This is a genomic window from Constrictibacter sp. MBR-5, assembly GCF_040549485.1.
In the GTDB taxonomy this organism is placed as follows: domain Bacteria; phylum Pseudomonadota; class Alphaproteobacteria; order JAJUGE01; family JAJUGE01; genus Constrictibacter.
Genome location: NZ_JBEPTK010000008.1, coordinates 1 through 15,857 on the forward strand (window position 1 = coordinate 1; position 15,857 = coordinate 15,857).

Sequence of the window (15,857 nt, forward strand, 5' to 3'; positions counted from 1 at the left end):
CCCCGGGGGGGGGGGGGGGGGCGCCCCCCCCCACACCAACGCGCCCCCCGGGCCGCCCCCCCCCCCCCCCCCCCCCCGGGCCCGACCCCGAGGACGACCTCGAAGCCGAACTCGCCTACCTCCGCAGCATCGCCCCGCCCGTCGCGCTCAACCCCACCGCCCCGTCCTGGGCTCGCCACCCCGACCCCCTGGTCCGCGGCGGCCAGTCCGACCTCCACGGCTGGGACCCCGCATGGGAGCGCCCGGGGTGATGGGCAAAACGAAAGGCCGCCCCCCTCAACACCTTCCCGCCCGCAGCGCAGCGGAGCGCCGGACCCAGGGGCCGCCCGGAAAACCTCTCCGCACGCAGCGCCCCCCCTGGTCCCGGACGCGGCGCTGGCGCGCCGCGTCCGGGAAAGTGCGGAAGGAGACGGCCCACACATTCGATCGAGAAAGGAGCCACCCCCCGCGGCCAAGCGCGCGCTGGACAGGCCCCGCGGTTCCGGCTTCATTGCCCTCGGCACCGGGCGGCCTCCCAGGCTCCCGGCCGAAGCAAGAACACGGAACCGAGGAGCAGACCCGCCATGACCGACGCCTATATCTGCGATTTCGCGCGCACGCCGATCGGCCGCTATGCGGGCGCCCTGAAGGACGTGCGGGCCGACGACCTGGCCGCCCACCCGCTGCGCGTGCTGCGCGAGCGCAACACCCAGGTCGACTGGGCCGCGCTGGACGACTGCTACATGGGCTGCGCCAACCAGGCGGGCGAGGACAACCGCAACGTGGCGCGCATGGCGACCCTGCTGGCCGGCTTTCCGGTCGAGGTGCCGGGGGCAACGGTCAACCGGCTCTGCGGCTCGGGCCTCGACGCGGTCGGCACCGCGGCGCGGGCGATCAGGACCGGCGAGGCCGACCTGATGCTGGCCGGCGGCGTGGAGAGCATGACGCGGGCCCCCTTCGTGATGGGCAAGGCGGACCAGGCCTTCGCGCGCCAGGCCGACATCTACGACACGACGATCGGCTGGCGCTTCGTCAACGGCCTGATGAAGGCGCAGTACGGCACGGACTCGATGCCGGAGACCGGCGAGAACGTCGCCGAGGCCTTCCAGGTGTCGCGCGCCGACCAGGACGCCTTCGCCTACCGCAGCCAGATGCGGGCCAAGGCGGCGCAGGAGAGCGGCTTCTTCGCCAAGGAGATCGCGCCGGTCACCATCAAGGGCCGCAAGGGCGACACGGTGGTCGACACCGACGAGCATCCGCGCGGCGACACGACGATGGAGATGCTGGCCAAGCTGAAGACGCCGTTCCGCAACCCGGGCACCGTGACCGCCGGCAACGCGTCGGGCGTCAACGACGGGGCCGCCGCCCTGCTGCTGGCGAGCGAGGCCGGCCTGAAGCGCCACGGGCTGACGCCGCGGGCGCGGGTCGTCGCGATGGCCACCGCCGGCGTCGAGCCGCGGCTGATGGGCATCGGCCCAGCCCCGGCGGTCCAGAAGCTGCTGGCCAAGACCGGCCTGACGCTGAAGGACGTCGACATCATCGAGCTGAACGAGGCCTTCGCCGCCCAGGGCATCGCGGTGCTCCGCCAGCTCGGCCTGCCCGAGGACGCCGATCACGTGAACCCGCACGGCGGCGCCATCGCCCTCGGCCACCCGCTCGGCGCCTCGGGCGCGCGGCTGGCACTCACGGCGGTCAGCGCGCTGGAGACGCACGGCGGCAAGCGCGCCATCGCCACCATGTGCATCGGCGTCGGCCAGGGCATCGCGGCCTTGATCGAACTGGTGTGAGACGGGGCGGGAGCCGGCGGGTCAGCCCGCCGGTTCTCCGCGCAGGAATTCCGCCGGCCGCGCCGCCAGCGCCCGGCGCGGCAGCCACAGGCCCGCGAGCGCCATGCCGGCGGTCGCCACGGCCGCCACCGTCAGCGGCACCGCCGGCCGGAACAGCCAGCCGTCCGGCGCGATGCGGACGACCACCGCATGCGCCGCCAGGGTGCCGAGCAGCGTTGCGACGGCGGCCGTGACCAGCCCGAGCAGCGCCAGCTCGAGCATGCCGGCGAGCATGAGCTGGCGCGGCCGGGCGCCGACGACCTTGAGCAGGACGAGCTCGCGCAGCCGCCGCCGGTGGGTCGCGGCGAGGCTGCCGGCGATCACCGCGACGGCGGCGGCGACCGCCGCACCGGCGATCAGCGCCAGCGGCCGCGAGGCGGCCAGCAGCGCGCCGCGCAGCCGCTCCAGCACGGGGCCGACGCGCACCGTCGCGACCGCGGGGAACGCCGCGCCGACCGCGGCCTCGAGCGCCGCGGTCTCCGCCGGGCCGCTGGTCCAGGCAGCGGCGATCTCGCGATGGTCGGGCGGCGCGGCCGGCGGCGAGAGCAGGAAGGGGAAATCGAGGCGCAGCCGCGACCAGTCGATGCGCCGCAGGTTGGCCACGGTGGCCGTCAGGCGCCGGCCGCGATGGTTCAGCGCGATCGTGTCGCCGACCGCGATGCCCAGCCGCCGCGCCACCGCCGCGTCGACCGAGACCAGCTGCGGCCCGGCATGGTCGGCCGGCCACCAGCCGCCCTCGACGATCGCGGCGCCCGGCGGCGGCGCGGCCGCCCAGGACACGCCGCGGTCGCCGCGCACCGCCCAGGCGACGTCGCGCGGCACCGCCTCGCGCAGCAGCGGCCGGGCACCGAGATGCGTGAGCCGGGCGTGCAGGAACGGCCGCCGCTCGACGCGGCTCCCCGGTGCGACCCGCCGCACCAGGGCCGCGAACGCCGGGCCTTCGTGCGGCGACAGGTTCAGGAAGGCGAGGTCGGGCGCGTCCTGCGGCACCGTCTCGTCCAGGTGGTGCAGCGCGTTGTCCTCGATGGTCTTCACCGCGACCAGGAGCGTGAGGCACAGGCCCAGCACGGTCACCACGGGCACCGTCACGGCCCCCGGCCGCGACAGGCCGTTCAGCGCCAGCCGCATCAGCGGCGGCCCCCGGCGCGCGCACCGCCCTGCCGCCCAGGCCACCAGCCGGCCGAGCAGCAGGAAGGCCGCCACCGCGAGGCCGGCCGCGGCGGCGAAGAGCGACGCGAGGAGCGGCATCGCGGTCGTCGCGAACAGCAGGCCGACGAGCAGGAGCGCCGCGGCCGCGACGAGGGCCGCCCGGCGCAGGCGCCCGCCCCGGACGGGCGCCGCCAGGTCGCGGAAGAGCCGCTGCGGCCCGATCCCGCGAACGCGGCCGAGCGAGCAGAGCGCGAACGCGGCGGCGGTGACGAGCCCGAACGCCGCCGCGGTCGCGAGCGCCGCGGGCTGCACCGAGGCACCGGCGACGAAGGGCAGCGCCGCCGGCCACAGCCGGCCGAGGACCGCGGGCGCCGCAGCGCCGACGACCAGTCCCACCGCCACGCCGAGGGCCGCTGCGAGCATCACCTGCGCGAAGTAGACGCCGGCGACCAGCCCCTCCGTGGCGCCGAGGCATTTGAGAACGGCCACCGTCTCGGTCCGGCGCGCCAGATGCGCGGTGACCGCCGCCGCCACGCCGGCGCCGCCGATCAGCAGCACCGACACGCCGCCGAGCAGCAGCAGCACCCGCCCGATCTGGACGACCCGCTCCAGGCCGGGCGGGCCGTCGGCCGCCTCGACGATCCGCCAGCCCGCGTCGGGGAAGCGCCGCTCGGCCTCCACGACCCAGGCGCCCGAATCGGCCCCGGGTGCCAGCCGGACGAGATTGTACCAGTAGACCGGCGACCCCGGTGCGGCGAGGTCGGTCCCGTCCAACGCCGCCCGCGCGACCAGCACCCGCGGACCGAGGGCGAAGCCCTGCACGCCCCGTCCCGGCTCGGCCACCAGCCGCGCCCGGACCGCCACCTTCAGCGGCCCGATCTGCAGCGGATCTCCCGGCGCCAGCCCGAGCGCCTCCAGCAGCGCCGGATCCGCCGCCGCCCCCCAGACGCCGCCGCGGCGCCCCAGGGCGGCATCGAGCGGCTGCGGCGGCTCCAGCACCACCGTACCGTACAGCGGATAGCGCTCGTCGACCGCTTTCAGTTCGACGAGCGTCGCGGCATTGCCGTCCACGCGGCGCGCCGGAACCCGCAGCTCCGCGACCTCGCTGTACGCCGCCGCCGTTTCGAGGAAGGCGCGCTGTTCGATGTCCGCCGGCTCGTGGAAGAGGCGGAGCGAGACGTCGCCACCGACCGCGGCGCGCGCCCCGTCGCGCACATCGTCGGATACTATCCCGGCCAGCGACCCGAACGCCGCGATGACCGCGACGCCCACGGCGATGCCCGCGACCAGCGTATACAGGCTGCCGGCGGCGCCGCGCAGATCGCGCAGCGCGACGGTGATGGCCAGACGAATGGACCTCGTGAGAATGCCGTCACTCCCTCGGCCGAACGCCGTCCGCCGTTACGGCGGTTGGCAACGCCGTCGCCGCAAGGGATAACACTGCGCGGCCGTCCCGTATCGGATCGGCTCGCCAATTTCCGTCAGCATCCACAGAAGCCACCGGAGAAGACGCCATGGCCCCGCGCATCGGTTACCTGCTGCCGACCCGCGAGAGCGTTATGGAGGGCCATCCGGCGGCGGCGCCGCTGCTGGCGCTGGCCGAGCGCGCCGAGACGCTCGGCTACGATTCGGTCTGGGTGGGCGACTCCCTCCTCGCCCGGCCACGGCACGAGCCGATCACCCTGCTCGCAGGCGTCGCCGGCCGAACGAAGCGGGTCGAGCTCGGCACGGCGGTGCTCCTCCCGGCGCTGCGCAACCCAGTGGTGTTGGCGCACCAGGTCGCAACCCTGGACCAGGTGGCCGAGGGCCGCGTCATCCTCGGCGTCGGCATCGCCACAGACGTGCCGAACATCCGCGACGAGTTCGAAGCCGCGGGCGTGCCGTTCGAGAAGCGCGTCGGCCGCATGCTGGAAGGCCTGCGCCTCTGTCGAGCCCTCTGGACCGGCGAGCCGGTCGATTGGCAGGGCCGCTGGACGGTCAAGCACGGCACCCTCGGGCCCGTCCCCCATCGGCCAGGTGGGCCGCCCATCTGGATCGGCGGTGCCGCAGAAGCCTCGGTCGAGCGGGTCGGCAAGCATTTCGACGGCTGGTTCCCGAACGGACCGGATCCGGCAAGGGTCGCCGACATGTGGCAGCGCATGCAGGCGGTCGCGCGCGAAAACGGCCGGGACCCGTCGGCCATGACCGCAGCCACCTATCTCACCATCGCCATCGACGACGATGCCGAGCGTGCGACTCGCCGGATCGACGCCTTCCTGGAAAGCTACTACGGCCAGCCCGCTGCCCTCATGCGCAAGCGCCAGCCGAGCTATGGCGGTCCGCTCGAAGGCGCGAGGCAGTGGCTCGCCGACTATGCCGCCGTCGGTGTCAGCCATTTCGTGCTGCGCTTCGCAGGCGATCATGAACGCCACCTCGAACTGCTCGCCGGCATCGGCGCGGATCTCGGCCGCTGAGCCGGGTTGGAGAAGGACACCCATGCGCATCGAGATCCTCTGCACCGGCGACGAGATCCTGACCGGCAAGACCATCAACACCAACTACAGCCACATCGCCCGGCGGCTGGTCGAGGTCGGGCTGAACGTCACCTGGGGTACCACCGTCGGCGACGACCGCGAGAGCCTGCTGACCGCCTTCCGTCAGGCGGCCGAACGGGCCGACGCCGTCATCGTCAACGGCGGCCTCGGCCCGACCGTCGACGACCTGTCGCAGGAAGTGGCGGCCCAGGCGGCCGGGGTCGAGCTGGTGCTGAACGAAGCCTGGTTCGCCCGGATGGAGGAGCGCTATCGCCAGCGCGGCCGCGTCATGCCGCCCAACAACGTGAAGCAGGCGATGCTGCCGGCGGGGGCCGAGTTGATCGACAACCCCATCGGCACGGCCTGCGGCTTCGCCGTCACGCTCGGCAAGGCACGCTTCATGTTCACGCCAGGCGTCCCGCGCGAGATGCGCCGCATGATCGATGAACAGGTGCTGCCGCGCCTGCTGAAGATGAGCGGCCTGCAGAGCGTGACGCGCCTGAAGCGCTTCCACTCCTTCGGCATCGGCGAGTCGCGGGCCGACGAGATGCTCAGCGGCATCCCAGCCTTCGCCGACGGCTCGGTGAAGCTCGGGTTCCAGTCGCATTATCCGCAGCTCGAGACGAAGCTCGCGGCGCGTGCCGCGACCGCCGCCGAACTCGACCGGATCCTCGCACCGGTCGAGGCGGAGGTGCGTAGCCGGCTCGGCGCCTTCATCCTGTGCGAGGACAACGAGACGCTGGAGGGCGTCGTCCTGGCGGCGCTGGCCGAGCGCGGCGGTTCGCTGGCGCTGGCCGAGACGTTCACCAGCGGCAATATCGCCTCGCGCCTCGCACCGCTGCCGGCCGCCGAAGGCGTCTTCCGCCGCGGCATCGTCTCGCGCGACACGCGCGAGATCGCCGCCGCCCTCGGCCTTGCCGGAGAGGCGGCCGTCTCTGTCGAGACGGCCGCAGCGGTTGCCCGCGCGCTCTGCGAAACGAGCGGCGCCAGCCACGGTCTCGCCGTCCTGATCACGGTCGATTCCGGCGATGACCGTACCGAACTCGGCGGCGACATCTGCATCGGCATCGCCGATGCCGATGGCACGGTCACGCGCCGGGCACGGCTGCTCGGCGGCCGCGACTGGGTGCGCATGGGAGCGGGCGAGATGGGCCTCGACTGCCTGCGCCGCCACCTGCTCGGCCTGCCGGTCGACGAGCGGATCGACTTTGAGAAGCGCTGACGGAAGATCGGCGGCGCTCCACCTTCGGCGCACCGGCGTTGAACAGGCGCGATGTCTCAGGCACATACCGCCGGAGCCGACGTGACGGTTCGGCACCCGAAGCAGTATTGCCGCATGGACGTCTGTACCCGTGACCGCAGCCGCCGCATCGAAGGCTACGTCTGTCTGGTCGGTTTCGGCCTCTGCGTACCGCTCGCCAACTGGCTGATCCAGAGCATCGGGACGGTCTGCGTGCCGCAGGGTCCCTGCCTGGTACCGGTTGCGCCAGGCGTCATGGCGCCCAGCGGGGTACTGGCCATCGGCCTCGCCCTCGTCCTGCGCGACCTCGTACAACGACGCCTCGGCGTCGCCTGGGCACTCGGAGCCATCGGCGCCGGCGCCGCGCTTTCCGCCGCCTTTGCGCCTGCCGCACTGGTCGTGGCGTCGACGGCCGCATTCCTGCTGTCGGAGATCGCCGATCTCGCCGTGTTCACACCGCTGCAGCGGCGCGGCCTCGTAAGAGCCGTGGCCGTCAGCAGCTTCGTCGGCCTCGTCGTCGACAGCCTCGTCTTCCTCTGGCTCGCCTTTGGCAGCCTCGCCTATCTGCCCGGCCAGGTGATCGGCAAGGCGTGGATGGTCGTGCTCGCGCTCCCGGTGATCTGGCTGCTTCGCCAGCGCGACGCCCGCGCTTCCTGAGAAGCGTCGGCTCCCATCGGCCTGATCCGTTCAGGGCGCGAAGCGCCCGCGCAACGGCGTGCCGGTAACGAGCGACACCAGGTGCGCGATCGCGACCAGCGCCACCAATGCCGCGACGAACATGATCGCCAGCCAGGGCGGTCCCCATCGCGCGCCCGGTTCCCACGGCTTCTCGTGAAAGTGCCGCGCCACCATGAATACCGTGGCGGCGGCGGCGAACAGGACGAGCGTCGGGACGAGGGTCATGAGGCCGTCTTCTAAGGCCGGACGCCGGGTAGCGGAAGTGACGATGCGATAGTGCGCGGTCCAGCGATGCGAATAGCTGTAGACGGTCGTCGTCCACGGCGCTTACACTTTCCTCCATAACGGCAAAAGCCGAATAAAGACGACCGTTTGCTCAGGCTGCCGACTGGCAGGAAGAGCTAAATTGACGCGGTTGCGGAGGAGGAAACGATCATGACTGGCCAGACAGGCGTATCCCGTCGTCGCTTCATCGCAAACACCGCCGCCCTGTCGGCGGTGGCGATTGCTGCACCTTACGTGCGCAGTGCAAGGGCTGCCGGTTCACTGTCGATCGGCTTCTGGGATCATTGGGTCCCAGGCGCCAACGACGCGACGCGTAAGATCGTCGAGGAATGGGCAGCGAAGGAGAAAGTCGACGTCACGATCGACTTCATCACCTCCCAGGGCCGCAAGATCCTCCTGACGACCGCCGCCGAGGCACAGGCGCGTTCCGGCCACGACATCCTCGCCTTCTCCACTTGGCTTCCGGCGGAGCACGCCGAACTGCTCGAGCCGGTCGACGACATCATGAAGCCGCTGATCGAGCAGAACGGCGCCGTCAACGCCACCGTCGAATATCTCGGCAAGATCGACGGCCGCTGGGTCGTCGTCCCCGCGACCGTCGGCAGCCAAGCCAAGGGGCCGTGCTCGCGGATTGACCTGCTGAAGCAGCATGCCGGTATCGACATTCAGGCCATGTATCCGGCCGGCGAGGCGCCGAAGGCCGACGACTGGAACCTGGAAACCTACCTCAAGGCCGCCGAAGCCTGCCACAAGGCGGGCTTCCCGTTCGGGATCGGCCTCGGCGGAACGTCGGACTCCGTCGATTCGGTCGGTGCCTTCTTCCATTCCTTCGGCGCCCAGCTCGTCGACGCAAAGGGCGACATCACCGTCAAGTCGGACCCGGTGCGGCAGGCGCTCGATTACATGAAGCGCCTCGGCCAGTTCCTGCCGCCCGACGCCCCGGCATGGGACGATGCGTCCAACAACAAGTGGCTCGTCAGCGGCAAGGGCGCGACGATCATGAACCCACCGAGCGCCTGGGCGGTGGCCAAGCGCGATGCGCCCGAGATCGCCAACCAGCTCTGGACACACGGGATGCCCAAGGGGCCGAACGGGCGCTTCGGGCCGTTCCTCCCCTACTTCTGGGGCATCTGGGAGTTCGGCAAGAACAAGTCCGCGGCCAAGAGTCTCCTCACCCACCTGTCCCAGCCGGAAGCCGTGAAGCGGATGGTCGAAGGCAGTTCCGGCTACGACATCCCCGCCTTCGCCAACCTAGCGAGCCTGGATGTCTGGGCGAACGCGGAGCCGCCGAAGGGAACGCTCTACCACTACCCCAATCCGCACAACCACCAGACACTGTCGATCGCCGCGGCACCGGCGCCGCACAAGATCGCCGTGCAGATCTACGTTCAGGCGATCCAGACCAAGATGGTCGTTCGTCACCTGCAGGGCGAGGACATGGAGAAGACGCTCGCCTGGGCCGAGAGCGAGGTCGAAGGCTTCATGCGCATCTGAGTTGAGGCTGTGGCGGCACCGTCCCGCTCGCGTGGTGAGCGGGACGGCGCCGGCTGATTTCGGTGCCCCTCCCATGCGACACGGATCCTGACATGGCCGAAGTGACGACATCTCCTGCTGTGGGGGGTACGCACCTCGCCTCCCCGACCCGCAAGACCGGCCGGCTGCGCGTCGTGATGCAGCGCAAGTCGACGGTCGCCTTCCTGATGACGCTACCGCTCATCCTGTTGATCGTCCTGCTGGTCCTCTACCCGGCTCTCTACGCCGTCCACCTCGCGACGCTGAACAAGTCGATGACCCGTTTCGTCGGCTTTGGGAACTTCCTGTTCCTGTTCAAGCGCGAGACCTTCTGGATGGTCGTCCAGCAGTCCTGCATCTTCGCGATCACCGCCGTGATCTTCAAAGCGATCATCGGCTTCATCGTCGCGCACTTCGTGCACAACGTACCGGCCAAGGGCCAGCGCAAGTGGCGCGGCATGCTGCTCGTGCCGTGGGTGATCCCGCCGGCGATGAGCACGCTGGCGTGGCTGTGGCTGTTCGATCCGTCCTACAGCGCATTCAACTGGGTGCTGGCGCTGTTCGACATCGGCCCGATCCCGTGGACGGGCGACGCGACCTGGGCACGCTTCTCGGTCATCCTGGTCAACGTCTGGATCGGCGCGCCGTTCTTCATGATCATGTATCTCGCGTCGCTGAAGTCGGTCCCGGACCAGCTCTACGAGGCCGCCGCCATCGACGGCGCCAACTGGTGGCAGCGGATCTGGTACGTCACGCTGCCGATGATGCGCAACATCATCGCGATCACTGCACTGTTCTCTCTGATCGTGACCTTCGCCAACTTCGATATCGTCCGCATCCTCACCGCCGGCGGTCCGCTCGACCAGACCCACATCTTCGGCACCTGGGCCTTCCTGGTCGGAATCGAGAGTGGCGACATCCCGCTCGGCGCCAGCGTCTCGCTCTTCATGGTCCCGATCCTGGCTGTCGCCGCCGTGTTCATCCTGCGCGACATCACAAAGCGGGGGAGTGAAGTCTGATGGCCACCGTATCTACCACGGCCAGTGGCACGCGGGCCCCCGCAGCCAAGCCCCGTTACGGCAGCATGAGCCGGGACAGGCGCTGGGCGCTGCGCTGGTCCTACTTCTTCCTCACGCTGTTCGCGATCTTCTTTTTGATCCCGCCCATCTACATGCTGATCACGTCGTTGAAGACCAGCGCGGAGATATCGGCGGCGTCCAACCCCTGGTGGGTCTTCTACCCGACGCTGGAGAACTACGCGGCGCTGCTGGGCTCCAGCGAGTATCTCGTCTTCTTCCGCAATTCGGCGGTCGTTTCGATCTTCGTCGTGACGATCACCATGCTGATCAGCGTCCCCGCCGCCTTCGCCCTCTCGCGGATGCGTTTCTGGGGCTCGGCGACGCTCGCGACCGGCGTCTTCCTGACCTACCTCATCCCGGAAACGCTGCTGTTCATCCCGCTGTTCAAGATATTCGCGATGGTGAACGAGTACACGGGCATACAGCTCATCAACAACTGGTGGGTGCTGCTGGTCCTCTATCCGACCCTGACCGTTCCCTTCTGCACCTGGATCATGATCGGCTACTTCGCCTCGATCCCGAAGGAGCTCGACGAGGCGGCGCTGATCGACGGCGCCACCTGGATGCAGACGCTGACCCGGATATTCATCCCGGTCGCACTGCCGGGCCTCATCGCGGCGACGATCTTCGCCTTCACCGTCTCCTGGGCGCAGTTTCTCTACCCGCTCGCCTTCACGACCTCGACGGATCAGCTCGTCCTGCCCGTCGGCATCGTCACGACGCTGATCAAGGGCGACGTCTTCAACTGGGGCCAGATCATGACGGGCGCGCTTCTGGGTGCCGCGCCGCCGCTGATCATCTACGCCTTCCTGATGGACTACTACATCGCCGGCCTGACCGCCGGAGCCACGAAGGGCTAGCGCCCGACAAGAACAAGAACCCGGGCGCCGATGTCCGGCGTCCCGCGACGAGATCGAACAGGGAGCGAAGTACCCGATGTCCGAGGTGACGCTGCGCAAGGTGGTCAAGCGCTACGATGAAGTCGAGGCCGTGCGCGGCATCGATCTCGAGATCGCCGACCAGGAATTCGTCGTCCTGGTCGGCCCGTCCGGCTGCGGCAAGTCCACGACGCTCCGCATGATCGCCGGCCTGGAGGAGATCAGCGGCGGCGACATCCTGATTGGCGACACCGTCGTCAACGACGTGCCGCCGAAGGACCGCGACATCGCGATGGTGTTCCAGAACTACGCGCTCTACCCGCATATGACGGTGCACGAGAACATGTCGTTCGGGCTGCGCCTGAAGCGCTTCCCGAAGGACGAGATCAAGCGCCGGGTCGATGAGGCCGCCCGCATCCTGAACATATCCGAATTGCTCGACCGCAAGCCGAAGCAGTTGTCCGGGGGCCAGCGCCAGCGCGTCGCCATGGGCCGCGCCATCGTGCGCAACCCGAAGGTCTTCCTCTTCGACGAGCCGCTGTCGAACCTCGACGCGAAGCTGCGCGTGCAGATGCGCACTGAGATCAAGCGGGTGCACCAGAAAGTGCCGGTGACGACGGTCTACGTTACCCACGACCAGATCGAGGCCATGACGCTGGCCGACCGGGTCGTGGTCATGAACCACGGCATCATCGAGCAGGTCGGCACGCCGAACGACCTGTACCACACGCCGCGCACCCGGTTCGTCGCCGGCTTCATCGGCTCTCCAGCGATGAACTTCGTTCCCTGCCGGCTGGAAACCCATGGCGATGCCCTGACGGTCCGGCTCTCGGCGGACATCCTCCTGCCCGTGCCGGCGGAGCGTACGGCGTGCTACCGGCCATACGCGGGCAAGTCGCTGCTGTTCGGCATCCGTCCCGAACATCTGACAGAGGTGCGCACGCTCGCCAACGATGCCTATGGCGCCAAGTTCAGCGCGCTGGCCGACGTGGTCGAGCCGATGGGCATGGAAACGCTGGTCTATTTTACAATCGACGGAACCGAGGTGTGCGCGCGCCTGGATCCGGCCATGGCGCCGGAAGCCGGGCAGCCCGTGACGCTCATGGCGGCGATGTCCCACATGCACCTACTCGATGCAGAGACCGACAAGGTACTGTAGCGGCTCTGCGGTCCTGGGCAGCAAGCCGGCCTCCCTCCTCTCGCAGCCGCGGCCGGCGGGCGCATCGTTGCCGCAGTATGTTACCGCGTAGAACTTCCTGCTGTTCGCCCTTAGCATAGCCGCGCGGCTCCGGCGGCCCGGCGGCGTGGGGGAGAACGGCGGCGCGATGGTACGCAGAAAGGCGCGGGTCACGAGGGACGGCACTCGGCGCATTGTCGGAATACCCCTTCGCCTCCAGATCGGGGCGTTGATCGTCGTCCTGTTCGGGGCGGTCGCCCTGGCGCTGGGCCTCACCGCGGACCGTGCCGCGCGAACGCTCGTCGAGGACAGCATCGCATCGGACTTCGCCGGCAGTGCGGATCTCTCACTGCAGGAACTGCGGCGACTTGAGGAGCACGCCCGGGCTGCCGCGGGCGCGCTGGCCCACGATCCGATCATGACCGCCCGAACCCGGGCGGAGCGGGTGGCGCGGATCCCTCTCCTGGCCACGGTACTGCGTGCGGCGCCCGAACTCTCCGCGGCCTATGTGGGCTGGGAAGACGGTGACTTCGTTCTGCTACGGCCCCTCGGCAGGCAGAGTGAGCGCCTCGCCGCGCCCGCACAGGCACGCTGGCTGGTGCAATGGGCGGGGCGCGACGGCGCACGCTTTGAATTTCTCGACCACTCGCTGGCGGTGATCGAACGGCGCACATCGGCGACCTTCGACTTCGATCCCCGCACGCGGCCCTGGTTCCGGGATGCCTGGGACTCCGACACCACGGTGATCACGGCTCCCTACATATTTTTTACCACGCGTGAACCCGGCATTACGGCTGCGCGCCGCGCCGCGCACGGCGGCGTAGCGGGCGTCGACCTGTCGCTCTGGGCCTTGTCGAGCGGCCTGCCTTTCGGGCGGCCAACCCCTTCGACCGAAGCAGCCCTGTTCGACGCACGGGGCGGCGTCGTCGGCTATTCGGACGTCGCCCGGCTCGCCGCCGCCGCCGCGACGGTCGCCGAGCACCAGGGCGCAGAGCAAGGGGATGCAGAAGACCGGGCCCCCGAGCCGATGACGGGCATCGCAACGCCCGAACCACCGCTGCCGGATATCAGTCTCATCGATTCGCCGGTGCTTTCCGCGCTGGCGGCGCGCTGGCGCGTGTCTCCGGTCGCCTTCTCCGGCACCATCGATGCCGAGGGTGGTGCATGGCGCGCGATGATCATGCCGCTCGCGGCCAGCGGCATGGCCTTCGCGATGGCGGCGCCGGTGCACGAACTGGCGGCGGGTCCGGACGCCGTTCGGGCCCGCATCCTGCAGATCCTCGGTTTCGCCATCCTGCTGGGTGTACCGATCGCCTGGGCCGCAGGAAATCTGATCGCGAGGCCGGTCGAACGCTTCGTGCAGGAGGTCGAGGCAATGGCGGAACTCGATTTCAGCGCCCCTCCGCCGAGTGTCACGCGCGTGGCGGAACTCGCAAAGCTCGACCGTGCCATCGTGGGCATGCGCACCTCGCTCGCCAGCTTCGCCGGCCTGTCGCGCGCCTGCATGGAAGAGGAGAAGCCAGAGCACATCCTCAGCGCAGCACTGGACGCGCTGATGACGGTGGCCGGCGCCGACCATGGCGCAGCTTGGCTGGTCGACGAACCTGACGGATTGCGGTGCGTCGCGCTGCGAGGAGACATGCAGGATTCGCGATCCGGCTCCGTTACCTTGAGGTCGGTGTTGACCGAACCCACTCTGGCGGCCCGGATCGCCGGCTCGCCCGACCCGCACATGCTCTCGATCACGCTCGACGCAGCCGGCAGCAGGCTGCTGGGCGTCGGCCTTCGCGCACCCGACGACACCTGCGTCGGTGCGCTCGCGGTCGGCCGGAAGGCAGGCACAGCGGACATGTTGTCGGCCTCGGTTGCCGCGTTTGCACAGAGCATCGCGCGGCCGGCCGCCATCGCCATCGATCGCCGGCGCCTGCTCGGGGCGGAGAAGACCGCACTCGAGCGGTTCCGGCTCCTGGCGCGCGCCACCAGCGATCTCGTGTGGGACTGGAACATTGATGCCGATACCGTCTGGTGGAACGACCGGCTCGCAGCCGACTACGGCCACGACCCCTCCGCGCTTCCACCCGGCTCGGCGGCACTGACGACGCTGATACACCCCGAGGATCGGGCGCGCGTAGCGGCGCGGCTGGAGGCGGCCCGTGCGCGAGGCGACGGCAGTTCATGGCTCGACGAATACCGACTGCGCCGGGCGGACGGCTCCTACGCGACCGTCGTCGGCCAGGGCTTCGTCATTCACGAAGAGACCTCACGCGCCACGCAGATGGTCGGCAACGCCACGGACGTGACGGCGTTACGCGACCTGGACGACCGCCTGCGCCAGGCGCAGAAGCTCGAGGCGATCGGCCAGCTGACCGGTGGCGTCGCGCATGATTTCAACAACCTTCTGACGGTGATCCTGGGAAGCGCTGAACTGCTGGAGGAACAACTGCCGCCCACTGGCGACGCCCACGATCTCGCAACCGCGATCCGGAGGTCGGCAGAGCGAGGCGCAGCCCTGACTCACCGGCTGCTCGCCTTCGCGCGGCGGCAGAGGCTCGATGCCAGGCCGATCGATGCGAACGCCCTGATTGCCGGCATGGGGGATCTGCTGCGACGCTCGCTCGGCGAGCATGTCGAAGTCGAGATCCACCTCGCCCCCGGCCTCCGGCTCGCGATGGTCGACCCCAGCCAGTTGGAGAATGCGGTCCTGAACCTCTGCCTCAATGCACGCGACGCCATGGCGTCCGGCGGCCGCCTCGTCATAGAGACCGCGAATGCCGATCCGGAGGATGTGATCGCCGCGCCGCAGGACGATCGCGTATCCGAAGGCTACATCGTCGTTACGGTATCGGACACCGGGATCGGCATGAACGCAGAGACCGTGGCGCGGGCCTTCGAGCCGTTCTTCACCACGAAGGACGTCGGCAAGGGAAGCGGCCTCGGCCTGAGCATGGTCTACGGCTTCGTCAAACAATCGGGCGGGCATGTGCACATTCGTTCCGAACCGGGTTCGGGAACGGCCGTGCTGCTCTATTTGCCGCAAGCGCCGGCGGCGGCGGAGAAGGACCAGCCGCAACGTCATGTCGTCCCGATCCACGGTTCGGCCGAGCGGATCCTGCTGGTGGAGGACGACGAACTCGTCCGAGCCCACGCGATGCGGCAGTTGCGCGACCTGGGCTACGTCGTGACGGCGGTGGAGAACGGCCGGCTCGCTCTCGCGCTGGTCGAGCGGGGTGAGGCCTTCGATCTGCTCTTGACCGATGTGGTGATGCCCGGCGGCCTCGACGGGCGGGCGTTGGCCGAGCAGGTGCGGGCGCTGCGGCCACAGCTTCCAGTCCTGTTCGCTTCCGGCTACGCCGAGGCCGCCTTCGCCGCAGCCGACGGCTCTGGACTGCCGGGACCGCTGCTCCCGAAGCCTTACCGCCGGCAGGATCTCGCTGCCAAGGTGCGCGAACTGCTCGCGCGGTCCAGTTCCAGCCCCCAGGCTGCGGCGGATTGAGCCCGGTCCCGAGGCGATAGAACACGCCGGACAGGGGCGGCCGCCGAC

General features: G+C 69.8%; 11 protein-coding genes. 9 read left to right on the forward strand and 2 right to left on the reverse strand.

What is annotated here, in order from left to right:
- Positions 1-563 precede the first annotated feature (563 nt).
- A complete protein-coding gene (gene pcaF / locus ABIE65_RS16635; RefSeq protein ID WP_354079172.1) occupies positions 564-1,766 on the forward strand; it encodes a 3-oxoadipyl-CoA thiolase in 1,203 nt (400 codons plus the stop codon).
- Positions 1,767-1,787: 21 nt separating this feature from the next.
- On the opposite strand, the gene ABIE65_RS16640 is transcribed toward pcaF, so the two are convergent.
- Positions 1,788-4,226 (reverse strand): ABC transporter permease, encoded by a 2,439-nt coding sequence (locus tag ABIE65_RS16640; protein WP_354079174.1) that lies wholly within the window; start codon positions 4,224-4,226, stop codon positions 1,788-1,790.
- Between the two features lie 242 nt (positions 4,227-4,468).
- Between ABIE65_RS16640 and ABIE65_RS16645 the strand changes: the two genes are divergently transcribed.
- The 3 genes from ABIE65_RS16645 to ABIE65_RS16655 all read left to right on the forward strand — a co-directional run bounded on the left by ABIE65_RS16645 (position 4,469) and on the right by ABIE65_RS16655 (position 7,364).
- Complete coding sequence (locus tag ABIE65_RS16645; protein WP_354079176.1) at positions 4,469-5,407, forward strand: LLM class flavin-dependent oxidoreductase; 939 nt, start codon at positions 4,469-4,471, stop codon at positions 5,405-5,407.
- A gap of 22 nt (positions 5,408-5,429) precedes the next feature.
- On the forward strand, positions 5,430-6,689 hold the full coding sequence (locus ABIE65_RS16650) for a CinA family nicotinamide mononucleotide deamidase-related protein (protein ID WP_354079177.1): 1,260 nt from the start codon (positions 5,430-5,432) through the stop codon (positions 6,687-6,689).
- 81 nt (positions 6,690-6,770) lie between these two features.
- The gene (locus ABIE65_RS16655; protein WP_354079179.1) at positions 6,771-7,364 is read left to right on the forward strand and encodes a VUT family protein; all 594 of its coding nucleotides are present in this window, start codon (positions 6,771-6,773) and stop codon (positions 7,362-7,364) included.
- Between the two features lie 30 nt (positions 7,365-7,394).
- Here the strand turns inward: ABIE65_RS16655 and ABIE65_RS16660 are convergent, their stop codons facing one another.
- Positions 7,395-7,610, reverse strand: coding sequence for a hypothetical protein (locus ABIE65_RS16660; protein ID WP_354079181.1), 216 nt, complete (start codon positions 7,608-7,610; stop codon positions 7,395-7,397).
- Between the two features lie 210 nt (positions 7,611-7,820).
- On the opposite strand from ABIE65_RS16660, the gene ABIE65_RS16665 reads away from it, so the two are divergent.
- The 5 genes from ABIE65_RS16665 (at position 7,821) to ABIE65_RS16685 (ending at position 15,809) form a co-directional block, all read left to right on the forward strand.
- Positions 7,821-9,164 (forward strand): ABC transporter substrate-binding protein, encoded by a 1,344-nt coding sequence (locus ABIE65_RS16665; protein WP_354079182.1) that lies wholly within the window; start codon positions 7,821-7,823, stop codon positions 9,162-9,164.
- A 92-nt stretch (positions 9,165-9,256) separates the two neighbouring features.
- Positions 9,257-10,201 carry a carbohydrate ABC transporter permease gene (locus ABIE65_RS16670; RefSeq protein ID WP_354079184.1) on the forward strand — a complete coding sequence of 315 codons (945 nt, stop codon included), beginning with the start codon at positions 9,257-9,259 and terminating at the stop codon, positions 10,199-10,201.
- Entirely contained in the window at positions 10,201-11,121 is a 921-nt protein-coding gene (locus ABIE65_RS16675) for a carbohydrate ABC transporter permease (protein ID WP_354079186.1), read from the forward strand. The genes ABIE65_RS16670 and ABIE65_RS16675 overlap by 1 nt, the downstream gene beginning before the upstream one ends.
- A 76-nt stretch (positions 11,122-11,197) precedes the next feature.
- On the forward strand, positions 11,198-12,298 hold the full coding sequence (locus ABIE65_RS16680) for an ABC transporter ATP-binding protein (protein ID WP_354079188.1): 1,101 nt from the start codon (positions 11,198-11,200) through the stop codon (positions 12,296-12,298).
- 247 nt (positions 12,299-12,545) lie between these two features.
- Positions 12,546-15,809, forward strand: coding sequence for an ATP-binding protein (locus tag ABIE65_RS16685; protein WP_354079190.1), 3,264 nt, complete (start codon positions 12,546-12,548; stop codon positions 15,807-15,809).
- Positions 15,810-15,857: the final 48 nt, after the last annotated feature.